We start from the raw sequence: 13,178 nt of genomic DNA on the forward strand, positions 1-13,178 counted from the left end.
CCATGAACGCACCCCACCAAGCCGAGCAGCAGGCGCTGATCGACAATTCTATTTCCCTGGACGACAAATACACGCTGGAGCGCGGACACGCGTTCATGACGGGCACGCAGGCCTTGATACGCCTGATGATGTTGCAACGTCAGGCGGATGAAAAAGCGGGTTTGAATACCGCTGGCTTTATCAGTGGTTATCGCGGTTCACCGCTAGGAAATGTCGATCTGACCGCAGCCAAAGCGAAAAAACATTTAGGCAAATATCACGTCAAATTTCACCCTGGTGTGAATGAAGATCTGGCCGCTACTTCAGTCTGGGGTACGCAGCAGGTCAATATGTTCCCCGACGCGAAATACGATGGCGTATTTGCGATGTGGTACGGTAAGGGCCCAGGGGTTGACCGCTGTGGTGACGTGTTCAAACATGCGAATCTGGCGGGCACGTCCAAACATGGTGGCGTATTGGTGGTGGCGGGCGATGACCATGCTGCTAAATCCTCGACTGCAGCGCATCAGTCTGAGCATATTTTGAAAGCCTGCGGCATACCGGTGTTATATCCGTCTACCGTACAGGAATACCTGGACTACGGTCTGCATGGTATCGCTTTATCGCGCTATACAGGCTTGTGGGTCTCGATGAAATGCGTGACCGACATCGTGGAATCCGGCTCTGTGGTGGAAATCAATCCTGACCGCGTACAGCCTGTGATTCCTGAAGATTTTGTATTACCTGCTGACGGCGTCAATATCCGTACCCCGGACCCTGTGCTGGCACAGGAAGTCCGCATGAATAACTATAAATGGTATGCCGCGCTGGCCTATGCGCGCGCCAATAAACTGAACCAGATTATTTGGGACAGCCCGCATGCCAAGATCGGTATTATCACGGCCGGTAAATCTTATCTCGACACCCGCGAAGCGCTGGCAGATCTGGGCATCGATGAGCAAATCGCCAAAGACATAGGCATCCGTCTGTATAAGATAGGCATGACCTGGCCGCTGGAGTCGGAAGGTGTGCGTGAATTTGCTCAGGGCCTGGAAGAAATTCTGGTGGTCGAAGAAAAACGACAGATTTTGGAGTATGCGCTCAAAGAAGAATTGTATAACTGGGCCGATGAAGTCCGTCCACGCGTAGTCGGCAAATTTGATGACAGCGGTGAATGGAGCAATCTGCATGGTTCCGGCCATGGCGAATGGCTGCTGCCAGCGACCTATGAACTGAGCCCGGCTCAGATTGCGCGTGCGATTGCTTCGCGCGTCACCCGCTATTTCGCCGGTCATCCGGTTGAACAAAGCGTTAAGAAGCGCGTTGCCTTCCTGGAAGCCAAAGAAGCGGCGCTGGCGAATGTTGGTAAGCCTGATCCTATGAAGGATCGCGTACCTCATTTCTGTTCCGGTTGTCCGCACAATACCTCGACCCGTGTACCGGAAGGCAGCCGCGCGCTGGCTGGTATCGGTTGCCATTACATGGTGACCTGGATGGACAGGGAAACCTCCACCTTCACCCACATGGGCGGCGAAGGTGTGACCTGGGTCGGTGCGGCGCCGTTCACCAATGAAAAGCACGTGTTCTGTAATCTGGGTGACGGAACTTACTATCACTCCGGTTTGCTGGCGATCCGCGCTGCGGTATCCGGCGAAGTCAACATCACCTATAAAATCCTGTTCAATGATGCAGTCGCCATGACAGGTGGCCAGGAATTCGATGGCCCACTGGACCCAGGCATGATCTCGCGTCAGATCGCTGCTGAAGGTGTGAACCCGATTATCGTGGTCACCGACGAACCGGAAAAATATCCGGCGGGTTATCCTTGGGCGGCCGGTGTGACGGTACGTCACCGTTCAGAACTCGATGCGGTACAGCGCGAACTGCGTGAATGCAAGGGCGTGTCGGCCATGATTTACGATCAGACCTGCGCTTCCGAAAAACGCCGCCGCCGCAAAAAAATCGACAAAGATGGCAAGCCTGGTTTTCCTGACCCGGCCAAACGTGCCGTCATCAATGAAGCCGTATGCGAAGGCTGCGGCGATTGCTCAGTACAGTCTAACTGCTTGTCAGTCGAGCCGCTGGAGACCGAATTTGGCCGTAAGCGCCAGATCAATCAGTCTTCCTGTAACAAGGATTTCTCTTGCGTGAATGGTTTTTGCCCTAGCTTTGTTACGGTGGAAGGCGGCAAGCTGAAAAAGCCAGCCAAGCTGAAAATTGAAGCTGGCAATGCGCTCGATGTGAAAACCTTGCCATATCCGTCACTGCCATCGACAGCCACGCCGTTTGGGGTATTGGTGACTGGCGTGGGTGGTACCGGTGTGATCACAATTGGTCAGATCATGGCGATGGCTGCGCATTTGCAAGGTAAAGCCTGCTCCGTGCTGGACATGACAGGTTTGGCGCAAAAGGGTGGCGCGGTGATGTCCCATGTGCGTCTGGCAGATAAAGCCAGCGATATTCAGTCGACCCGGGTTGGTACTGGCATGGCGGATCTGGTTATCGGTTGCGATCTGATCGTGACAGCTGGCAAAGATGCCTTGTCACGTATGGGTGAGGGCCGTACTTTCGCCGCCATCAATGCGAATGGCACGCCGACCTCGACCTTCATTAAAAATCCTAACTGGCAGTTCCCGGGTGAATCGGCAGAAAACGATATCCGCAAAGCCTGCGGTGCTGATCGCGTGGATCTGATTGATGCAGCCTCGATTGCGACGGCCTTGATGGGCGATAACATCGCGACCAATATGTTCATCCTTGGTTATGCCTGGCAAAAAGGCTGGGTACCGCTGGAAGAAGTCGCGCTGATGCGTGCCATCGAACTCAATGGCGTTTCTATCGACTTCAATAAACAGGCATTCAACTGGGGACGTCTGGCAGCGCATGATCTGGCGGCTGTCAAACGTCTGGCGACACCGACGCAAGTGGTGGAAATCAAACGTCAGCCTACGCTGAATGAAGTCATAGAAAAACGCCTGGCCTTCCTGACTGATTATCAGAATGCCGACTACGCAGCAATGTACAAAAACTTTGTTGAGCAGGTCAAAGCGGCGGAAGAAAAAGTCGTGGCAGGTGCACCATTACGTCTGACGGAAGCCGTGGCGAAATATCTGTTCAAACTGATGGCGTACAAAGATGAATATGAAGTCGCACGTCTGTACACCGATGGTAAGTTTCAGAAAAAAGTGGCCGATATGTTTGAAGGTGATTACCAGTTGAATTTCCATCTGGCGCCACCGATGTTTGCCAAGCGCGATGCCAAGGGTAATCTGCTCAAGAAACAATATGGCCCCTGGATGATGAAAATGTTCGGTCTTCTGGCAACGATGAAGTCTTTGCGCGGTACTAAGCTGGATGTGTTTGGCTATACCGAAGAGCGTCGCACAGAGCGCGAGTTGCCAGTCGCGTACCGTCAAACCATCATGCAGTTACTGCCTTTGCTGAATGCAGATAATCTGGCCAAAGCTGTGGCGATTGCTGCGATACCGGAAGATATCCGTGGTTATGGTCACGTGAAGGAACGTCATCTGGCAGCGGCGAAAAACAAAGAAGCGGGCTTGCTGGCTGAGTTTCACAGCGCTGGACAGCAACAGCGCGCAGCCTGATGCTTAGGGCGTCCGGGATGTGCAGTCCCGGACGCGCGTGCAACAGTATCTGTGTTAAGCATCAAAATAATTTAACTTCAAAAGGTCAGCCATGCTGACCTTTTTTTCGTCCAGGCTGGCATGATCAGGCTGGAAATAATAAGTATAAAAACCACACTGTCTGAATACGCATGGCCGCCGCAGTGCTTTACAATGCTGCGCAGCTATAGCGCGGGCTGACACGCGTACGCAAAGACATTTTCAGGAGACCAACTTGTCTATCGCCAAATTTAAACAAGCATCGATACCGGAAGGTTCGGCAGCCTTATTTTTTATTCAGATTTTCGCAACGCTGGGTTTCGCCGTTCTGTATTCGACGCTGGTCTTATATGCGACCAAAAAACTCAGTTTCAGCGTGAAGGACGCAACTGCCATCATGGGCGTGTTTGGCGCCTTCAATTATGGCTTGCACTTGTTTGGCGGTTATCTGGGGGGACGCTTCATCAGTAATCGCAATCTGTTTGTCGGTGGCATGTTGTTGCAGGTGTTGGGCTGTGGCTGCATTTCCCTCGGTAGTGCGGAGCAGTTGTATTGGGGGCTGGGCTTATTTCTGACCGGCAGTGGCCTGAATGTGACTTGTATCAATATGATGCTCACACAGCGCTTCAAGCCTGAGGACGACCGACGTGAAAGCGCGTTTTTGTGGAATTATGCGGGCATGAATCTGGGCTTTTTTGTCGGCTTTACCGCAGCTGGTCATTTCCAGTTGCAGGAAAATTATTCAGGCCTGTTTATTTTTGCGACCATAGGCAATTTCATGGCGATCGTGCTGGCACTGGCTAACTGGCGGCGCCTGAAAGACTTGAATACGCCTTTGCTGGAAGCAGGAAAAGAAGAGTTCAATAAACGTTTGCTGGTCGGCCTGGCCGTGTTGGTTGGTCTGGTGCCGGTGATTTATTTCATGCTGCACAAAGCGGAGCTGACCGGTAATCTGGTGCTGATCATCAGCATTATGATAGGCCTGATCCTGGTGTTCCTGACAGCGAAGCATGAAGACCAGCGTGAACAGCGCAATATGATTGCCTACCTGTTGCTGACGCTGGGTTCGCTGGTATTCTGGACTTTGTATCAGATGGCACCGATGGGCTTGCAGCTGTTCGCCGTCAACAATGTGGACCGCATGGTGTGGGGTGTCGAAGTCGCACCGCAATGGATACAGAATATCAACAGCTTTGTGATCATGGTTGGTGGTCCACTGATGGCGATGTTGTTTCAGTCGCTGAGGAAAAAAGGCTGGAATGTGGATGTGCCTGCACAGTTCTCGACTTCACTGATCCTGATCGGCATAGGCTTTCTGGTGTTACCGCTGGGGATTACGTTTGCCGCCCAAAACGGTATGGTCGCTTTCAAATGGATCTTCATCAGCTACCTGTTACAAAGTGTCGCCGAGTTACTGATTTCCCCTGTTGGTTACGCCATGATAGGTAAGCTCGCACCAGCCCGTTATCAGGGCGTGATGATGGGAACCTGGATGCTGACTACCGGTACCGCGTCGATACTGGCCAGTTATTTCTCCGGTCTGATCCCTGAAGCTGGCGAAGGCATGGCGGTGGCGACCAATCCGACTTACCACCATATCTTCTCTATGCTGGGCTGGGGCAGTGTCGGCGTTGGCGTACTGATGGTGGTGGTGATTCCTTTCCTGCGTAAGTTGATCAGCGCTCATGAAGTGCGGACAAACTGAAGCTATAAAGGGACATCTCTAAAGTATGGGGAGCTTGTCTCCTGAAAAGTTTGATTTTTAAAATGGATTAACGATGAAACAATGTGAGCCACGTGTAGCGATTTTGATTCCTTGCTACAACGAGGAGGTTGCGATCCCTAAAGTGATAGCAGATTTTCGTTTGGCAGTGCCGGATGCGATGATTTATGTTTTTGATAATAACTCAACCGATCAAACGGCAAAGGTTGCTATTGAAGCCGGAGCTAAGGTTATCCTGGCACCCTATCAGGGAAAAGGCAATGTGGTCAGACGTATGTTTGCGGATGTTGAGGCCGATGTATACGTCATGGTGGATGGAGATGCAACCTATGATGCAGGAGCGGTCAAAAAGCTGATTCAGGAATTAATACAGCAGGATCTGGATATGGTTGTCGGTTGCAGGGTTGACCATGGCGAAGCGGCTAATTACAGGCGCGGACATCGTTGGGGAAACAGGATGTTAACCTCCGCTGTATCTCACATTTTTGGTGGAAAGTTTACCGATATGCTATCGGGTTACCGTGCATTTTCACGTCGTTTTGTAAAATCCTTTCCAGCCTTAACCCGCGGATTTGAAATAGAAACGGAACTCACCATTCATGCCTTGGAACTTCGTATGCCTTACGGAGAGATACTGACTCAGTACGGTTCCCGTCCTGAAGGGTCGGAAAGTAAGTTGTCTACGTTCAAAGATGGCTTCCGTATTTTGAAGACCATCATACGTTTTTACATGACGGAACGACCAATAGGTTTTTTTGGAATACTGGCATTTTTATTGATGCTGACAGGATGTGTGTTGTTTTTTCCGGTATTGGAGCAGTATTTAATGACGGGCCTGGTGCCACGATTGCCAACAGCAATACTGAGTCTGGGATTGATATTGACGGCATTTTTATCAATGACATGCGGCTTAATACTGGACACAGTAACCAGAGGGAGACATGAGGTCAAAAGACTGGCTTACTTGTCGATTCCCAGATATCAGAGTGAAAAAAACAAATGATTTCTTCTCAATTTGCCCGGTTTGCCTTTACCGGAGTAATTGGATTTTTGGTCGACGCAGGCTTCTTGATGCTGCTTAAAGGGCCGTTAGGCTATTTCGGCGGAAGAGCCTGTTCTTTTTTTCTGGCTGTCTCTGTGACCTGGATTTTCAATCGTTACCTGACATTCCACAATTTTAAATCTGAAAAAAGTCTGTTCAGAGAATACCTGCACTATTTCTCTTTGGCGATGACAGGGGGGCTGGTCAATTATTTTGTATATACGATATTCATCATAAATTTTCTGAGTTGCAGGACGTATCCTGTCCTCGCGGTCGCTGCTGGCAGCATAGCAGGCATGCTATGTAATTATGCGGCATTAAAGTACGTATTGTTTGTGCACAAAAAATAGTCCGGCAAAAATTGGCCGCTTCCTCATCTTGCTTATTTAAGATACCTCTGTGTGGTATACATGCAAATCATTTATTACATTATCAGTTATTTTTTAGTATTTCTTTTCTTGTTCAGCTGTTATGGTCTGGGTCGGAAAATCCTGACTTTTCATAAAGACATAACATGCCTGCCCTACGATTTCCGATTGTTATCAGCAGTCGTTTTGGGAATAGGTATGCATATTCTGGGCTTGCAGTTACTGGGGATGTGTCGCTTATTTCAGCCTCTGTATATTGCAGGTTTTTGCGCAATAACATTTTGTATTGCAATGGTTCAATACAAGGGTATCTGTAGCGAATTCGGGAATCTGGCAAAACTGTATCGGCATTCGTTCAAAGATGTGCACTGGACACTTAAGCTGATCTTACTTCTTGTCAGCTTGGAATTGATTCTTAGGCCATTGCAGCTACCTTTATCATTTGATGAAGTGATGTATCACTTGCCACATGTGAAACATTGGTTGAATGATGGGCAGGTGGGTATCAATCCATGGTTACGCTACCCGTATTTTCCCTATAATTTTAACTTGTTGTATGCGTTAGGCCTGGCGGCAAATAATGAAGTTCTTCCACATCTGATTCATGCTGCAGCCGGATGGCTGGTACTGTTCGGACTGATCGCCCTGGGGCGTGCCTGGGCTAAGCAAGAAGTCGGCTTACTCGCGGCATTTATATTTGCAATTCTTAACTTCAATCAGTTCGGGACAGCAACTATCGATTTGGGAGTGACTCTCTTCATTTTTTATGCGGCTGCACTTTTTATTTTCTGGTGGAAATTCTCGGATAATACACTGTTGCTGAATGCTGTATTTTGTTTTGGTGTTGCAGCCGGGATTAAATATCAGGCCTTGATTTTCGCTCCTTTGTTACTGCTCACTACCTTAATCAAAGAGCGTCGTCCCAAGTGGATCGCTCTTTGTGTAGTCGTTGTGTGTCTGCCTTCAGCATTTTGGTACTTACGAAACTATCTGTTGACCGGTAATCCGGTAGCGCCCATGCTGCCAAAATTTTTTGGTGCGGCAGACTGGAACGCGGCAGATATGGCTGCGCAATTTGCCGATATACAAACCCACAAGGACTGGCCTAGTTTGTTATTTGTCCCAGCGATATTGAGTTTGTATGTGTGGTATCGCAAGCGGGAAAATCCATGGTTGTCTGGAGCAATCATTTTTTCTTTGTACGGCTTCATTACCTGGCTAGTCAGCTCTCATTACTCAAGATACTTCATGCCTGTAGAGCCCATGGTTGCGATCTTATCGGCTTACTCCCTGGCGCACTGCTATCAGTTCGTGATTGGCGACAAAAAATATGAGAAACCTGCGCGCTTTGCTGTAAATGTCCTGGGCATATTAATGTCTTGTCTGCTCAGCTTGGCGCTGGTTAAGTCGTTTCCTGAGAATTTGAAAAAAATGCATACAGATGTTGAAGCAAAGGCAACCTACTTAAGGACTCAGGTGCGGTCTTATGATGTCGGACAGTTTTTGCAGCAACATCCCGAAATAAGAATTGTGCATTTTGATTTTACGTCGGACGTCTATTATTTGCCCACGTCTGCTATTGGTGATGTGTTTGGTCCGGGCAGGGCGAAGAATTTCACAGACCTATCCACCGCCTCCTTAGTTTGCAAATTAAGGTCTGTCGGGGCAAATTCTTTACTTTTTGCCGGACATCAAAGAGAAATTGCAAAGCGTCGCGGTTATCCGGTTCAGGCAGTTTCTGACAGCTTATTAGCGAGGCCTGATTTTGCAGATTTTTTTCATCTCACCTATAGCACGCCTGAGGCCGATTTATATACAGCCAATCCGGCTGCGCCCGGACTATGTAATTAACCTCAATTGGCCTTGTATTGATCGGAACAATGATGTTGAAAGTAGAGAAAGTTGTTTTCCTCGCTGCATTGACTATGCTGATCGCGGTTGCAGCAGGTGCGTTTGGTGCACATGGCCTGAAAGCTGTCTTAAGCGCAGAGATGTTGGCTATCTGGCAGACCGCAGTGCAGTATCAGATGGTGCATGGGCTGGGTTTGCTGGCAGTTGGCATACTGATGCAGCAATGGCCGCAGGCAAAAAGGCTGGCGTGGGTAGCGACCGCCTTCGCCGTTGGCATATTCCTGTTCAGCGGCAGTCTGTATGTGCTGGCGCTGAGCGGCATACGCTGGCTGGGTGCGGTCACGCCGCTGGGCGGGGTGGCTTTTCTGGCGGGTTGGTTGCTGCTGGCAATCAGCGCCTGGCAGCACCCTGCAAAGGAATAAAAAAACCGGCCTGGCCGGTTTTTTTATGTAGGTATCAGATATTTGCCGGGATGGCGTTTACTCGCCGTTCTTCGCCACTGCACGCTGATAGGCAGGTCTGGCCTCGATCAGTTCTGTGAAGCGGGTCAGGTTAGGGAATTTGTCCTTACCCACGGTACGTACGATGGATTGGATGGCAAAAGACAATTGGATGTCGGCGCCGGTCAGATGATCGCCGACAAAGAAATCACGCCCTTGCAGTTCCGCATTCAAATAACCGAAGTGATTCGCGATTTCGCTGTGTATGCGCGGATGTAAAGGGGTGCCGGCTTCACCCAGACGACCTACATACAGGTTGAGCAGCAGTGGCAGCATGGCGGAGCCTTCCGCATAGTGCATGAATTGCAGATAGCGATAGTAATCCGGGGTACCGGCTGGTGGTGCAAACTGGGCGCGTCCATAAGTGTTGATCAGGTATTCCAGTATCGCACCGGATTCAATCAGTACCAGCCCTTGATCTGCCAGCACTGGCGCTTTGCCGAGTGGATGTATCTGCTTCAGTTCAGGCGGTGCCAGCCGGGTTGTCGGATCACGGTCATAGCTGATGACAAGGTAATCCAGGCCCAGTTCTTCCAGCATCCAGGTAATGCGGCGTGAGCGGGATTGTTTCAGGTGATGGACTTCTATCATGGATGGTCTCCGGTTCTGTCAGGCAGGATTTGTATTATGCCCATAAAGCGCAATGCTTGCTGAGTGGAAAACATTTCGTCTTTGATGCGACTTCAGACTCATGGCGCACAGTTGCGCTTGCGATACAACAAAGCCAGTGCAGAAATGTCGTTGAACTGACTGCGCCATATCCCGATGCGTCTTAGCATATCTCATCCTATCCAATACCCATACAATCAGGAGGAGCTATGTTGTCAGTACAGCAGCAGTACACAGAAAAGCATTGCATGCCGGAGGAGGCTTTACAGGTCTTGCATAATGGTGACTGGATCGTAGTACCGACTGGTGTGGGTGAGCCGCCAGCCTTATTGACTGCCTTGTCAGAGCAGCGACGGCATTTTCAGAATATCCGTGTGGCACAGATACTGGCGGTACGCAAATACGGCTATTTCGATCCAGCCACCGAGCAGCATGTACGGCATGTAGCTTATTTTTTTGGTGCGGCTTCGCGTCCGGGTGGACAGGCCGGGCAGATCGATTTTATCCCCAGCTATTTTTCTGAAATGCCGATGCTGATAGAGCGCGGGCTGATGCCGGTCGATGTGGTATTCGCAATGGCTTCACCGATGAATGAAGAGGGCTATTTCTCGCTGAGTCTGGCGGCTGATTACACTATGGCAGCAATCGCGAAAGCGCGTGCAGTCGTGCTGGAAGTCAATCCTAATGTGCCTTTCGCTTACGGCAATTGCCATGTCCATATTTCTCAGGTGACGCGCCTGATTGAAAGCACAGAACCGGTCACTGAAGTCGGCTTGCCGGTGATCGGTACTGTGCAACAAGCCATAGGTCAGTATGTGGCGGAGATGATAGAGGATGGATCGACTTTACAAATCGGTTATGGCGGGATACCGGATGCCGTAGTCATGCAGCTGGTACAGAAAAAAGATCTGGGCATCCATACCGAAATGATAGGCGATGGCATTTTGAAGCTGATAGAAAGCGGCGCGGTCACTAACCGGCGTAAGAATTATTTGCCCGGAAAAACCGTGGCAACCTTCGCACTGGGTTCGCGCAAACTGTACGACTACATGCATCAGAATCCTGCGCTCGAAATGCATCCGGTTGACTTTACCAATGACCCGTATCTGGCCGCAAAAAATGATCATCTGGTAGCGATTAACGCTACGCTGCAAATCGATTTATTGGGGCAATGTGGTTCTGAAAGTCTGGGACATCTGCCGTATTCCGGTACCGGTGGTCAGGTCGATTTTGTGCGCGCAGCCAACCGTTCGCGTGGTGGCAAAGCCTTTATTGTGTTGCCGTCCACGGCTAAAAATGACAGCATCAGCCGTATCGTGTCCACACTGACGCCAGGCACGCATGTCACCACTGGCAAGAACGATATCAATTATGTGGTCAGTGAATATGGCGTGGCCCAGCTCAGAGGTAAATCAGCACGTCAGCGTGTGTTGGAAATGATCGCTATCGCCCATCCTGACTTCCGGGCAGAGTTGCGTGATCAGGCGCGTCATCTGCAGTTGCTGTAAAAAAAACCACAAAATATGGCAAATTCAGGCACAATCGCAGCGGTGCTGCCTGTACACACAGGCGCGATTGATCAGCGTAAAACTAAAGGCAGATAATGGAAAAAATCATCGGTTGCGGTTTGTTTTTGCTGGCTGCTGTTGCTCACGCGCAGACGCCGGTGTTCAAATGCGAATCAGGTGGCAAAGTCACCTGGTCAGACAAACCTTGCGGTAGCAATAGTAAGGTGGTCAAGGTCAAGCCCTTAGGATCGGGCGAGCATAAGAACCCCGCTGCTGGTAAATATACACCACAGCCAGTCACCACCCCATCTCCGCAGCAGCCGGCACGGCCTGCTGGCGGTAAGTCTTAAGCCGTATTCACACTATGCATCTGGCGTGCCAGCAGCGCCGCCAGTATCAGTAAGCGCAAGGGCGATTCCGGGGCCAGCCCGGGATTTAATTCCAGCAGATAGGCATGGTGGTGATTGCGCAATTCCTGCGGTAGTGACCATGGATTATCCGACACACAGGCCAGTTCCTGGCCATTCTGCACAAAGCGGTACAAAAAATTGTCCTGGTCGCTGTGCAGTTCCCCGATAAAGCGTTCATCCGGATCGAGGATACGAAAACTGCCAGTTCGCTGGCGCATGCGCTGGCAATACCCAACCAGCCCGCCATTGCCATCATAAATAGCAATTTTGACTGCCAGTAAGGAAAAACATTTCTGCAAACGCAGTACGCGTTTGCCTTCCGGTGTACGCAGTTCCGCATGCAAAGGACGCAATGCCTCCCAGTTCAGGATGCGTAATAGCCGCGTGAAGTGCCTGTGTTCTAATTCTCTGCATTCGATAATCGGTTGCTGAGTCAGCGGATCAAAGATGTCAAAATGCTTGCCCATCTCCAGCAAACCCAGTTGTTGCTGAACAAAAAATTGGTTTTTGCGTAAAACGGCATGCATGGAAACGGAGACTTTGCGCTGAAAGGCGCAAAGATAGCCGCGTTCAGCAGCAGGCATCAAGTAAGAAAATGTAAGTTAACCGCATCAAACATGACAAGGTGTGAGAGTCATGTCTGAACGCCCGGGAACAGGACCGCAAGCCTCAGAGCGCAGGTATCAGGTTCAGCGCAGTGGCAGGTAGATGTCGGTCAGTAAATCGGCTGGCGCCGTACAGCGCGGATTGTTCAGATAGTCTTCAAATGGTGGCGCATCGGCCGCTTCCAGTCCCGACGCGGGCAGCCACTGGCCACAGAACCATTGGTAGACCGCTTGCATAGCCGAGTACGGCCCCTGATAACGCAATACGGCGTATTTACCGCCCGCCAGACGCTGCTGCGTAAAAGGCGCTTCCACCGCATCCTGCCAACCGGCCGGCAGAGAAATACAGGCGAAAGAACGTAGCTCCGCTTCCGGTGTCACCACCGGATCGTCCAGAAAAATCCCCAGCCAGCGTGTTTCCACATTCATCCAGCCGCGTGCACCCGCATGGCTGTTGAGCAGATCAAATGACTGGCTGATGCCCATATAGCTGCCACGATGGGCGAGTTGTAAAACAGGGATGGCGTCTATTTCGCGGATACTGACCGGATATGCTGCGAGCTCGGGCGCAGTTGTCGGTAAAGTCATGGTCACTCCTTGTTGACGAAAGCGGGCGGGTGGCAAACCGTAACTCTGTGAAAAAGTACGGGTGAAGGATTGCAGATTCGGATAACCAACCTGTGCTGCGATCTGGCTGATGCGCAGGTCGCTGCGCAATAGCAAGGCAGCTGCCTTTTGCAGGCGCAGACGTTTGACGGTGGCAATCACACTTTCACCATGCACGCCCTGATAAATCCTGTGCCAGTGATAGACCGACATGCAGGCCAGATCAGCCAGTTGTTGCAGATCTAAAGGCTGATCCAGATGTTCATGCAGATAGGTGGTCACGCGCGCTAATCGGCGCTCGTAACTTTGCTGCAGCGGACTGAGCGATGTCATGGAATGCGGTTCTCCGGAGTT

General features: G+C 50.6%; 11 protein-coding genes. 8 read left to right on the plus strand and 3 right to left on the minus strand.

The window, feature by feature from the left end:
• The first annotated feature begins 2 nt into the window (after window positions 1-2).
• The 6 genes from H8K43_RS10665 (at window position 3) to H8K43_RS10690 (ending at window position 9,008) form a co-directional block, all read left to right on the plus strand.
• A complete protein-coding gene (locus H8K43_RS10665) occupies window positions 3-3,584 on the plus strand; it encodes an indolepyruvate ferredoxin oxidoreductase family protein (protein WP_186903824.1) in 3,582 nt (1,193 codons plus the stop codon).
• A gap of 253 nt (window positions 3,585-3,837) precedes the next feature.
• Window positions 3,838-5,307 (plus strand): peptide MFS transporter, encoded by a 1,470-nt coding sequence (locus H8K43_RS10670; protein ID WP_222611011.1) that lies wholly within the window; start codon window positions 3,838-3,840, stop codon window positions 5,305-5,307.
• 73 nt (window positions 5,308-5,380) lie between these two features.
• Complete coding sequence (locus H8K43_RS10675) at window positions 5,381-6,328, plus strand: glycosyltransferase (RefSeq protein ID WP_186903825.1); 948 nt, start codon at window positions 5,381-5,383, stop codon at window positions 6,326-6,328.
• On the plus strand, window positions 6,325-6,717 hold the full coding sequence (locus H8K43_RS10680) for a GtrA family protein (RefSeq protein ID WP_186903826.1): 393 nt from the start codon (window positions 6,325-6,327) through the stop codon (window positions 6,715-6,717). Before H8K43_RS10675 ends, H8K43_RS10680 begins: the two co-directional genes overlap by 4 nt.
• Window positions 6,718-6,777: 60 nt before the next feature.
• On the plus strand, window positions 6,778-8,586 hold the full coding sequence (locus H8K43_RS10685) for an ArnT family glycosyltransferase (RefSeq protein ID WP_186903827.1): 1,809 nt from the start codon (window positions 6,778-6,780) through the stop codon (window positions 8,584-8,586).
• 35 nt (window positions 8,587-8,621) lie between these two features.
• Window positions 8,622-9,008 carry a DUF423 domain-containing protein gene (locus tag H8K43_RS10690; RefSeq protein WP_222611021.1) on the plus strand — a complete coding sequence of 129 codons (387 nt, stop codon included), beginning with the start codon at window positions 8,622-8,624 and terminating at the stop codon, window positions 9,006-9,008.
• 57 nt (window positions 9,009-9,065) lie between these two features.
• On the opposite strand, the gene H8K43_RS10695 is transcribed toward H8K43_RS10690, so the two are convergent.
• Window positions 9,066-9,677 carry a glutathione S-transferase family protein gene (locus tag H8K43_RS10695; RefSeq protein ID WP_186903828.1) on the minus strand — a complete coding sequence of 204 codons (612 nt, stop codon included), beginning with the start codon at window positions 9,675-9,677 and terminating at the stop codon, window positions 9,066-9,068.
• A gap of 230 nt (window positions 9,678-9,907) precedes the next feature.
• Here H8K43_RS10695 and H8K43_RS10700 point away from each other — a divergent pair, with 230 nt between their 5' ends.
• Complete coding sequence (locus H8K43_RS10700) at window positions 9,908-11,203, plus strand: acetyl-CoA hydrolase/transferase family protein (RefSeq protein WP_408058525.1); 1,296 nt, start codon at window positions 9,908-9,910, stop codon at window positions 11,201-11,203.
• Window positions 11,204-11,298: 95 nt separating this feature from the next.
• The gene (locus H8K43_RS10705) at window positions 11,299-11,553 is read left to right on the plus strand and encodes a DUF4124 domain-containing protein (RefSeq protein WP_186903830.1); all 255 of its coding nucleotides are present in this window, start codon (window positions 11,299-11,301) and stop codon (window positions 11,551-11,553) included.
• Here the strand turns inward: H8K43_RS10705 and H8K43_RS10710 are convergent.
• Complete coding sequence (locus tag H8K43_RS10710; protein ID WP_186903831.1) at window positions 11,550-12,140, minus strand: hypothetical protein; 591 nt, start codon at window positions 12,138-12,140, stop codon at window positions 11,550-11,552. The two genes, H8K43_RS10705 and H8K43_RS10710, sit on opposite strands and share 4 nt — an antisense overlap.
• 162 nt (window positions 12,141-12,302) lie before the next feature.
• On the minus strand, window positions 12,303-13,157 hold the full coding sequence (locus H8K43_RS10715) for an AraC family transcriptional regulator (RefSeq protein ID WP_186903832.1): 855 nt from the start codon (window positions 13,155-13,157) through the stop codon (window positions 12,303-12,305).
• Window positions 13,158-13,178 lie beyond the last annotated feature (21 nt).

The organism is Cognatundibacterium curvum (assembly GCF_014284235.1).
Taxonomy (GTDB): domain Bacteria; phylum Pseudomonadota; class Gammaproteobacteria; order Burkholderiales; family Burkholderiaceae_D; genus Undibacterium; species Undibacterium curvum.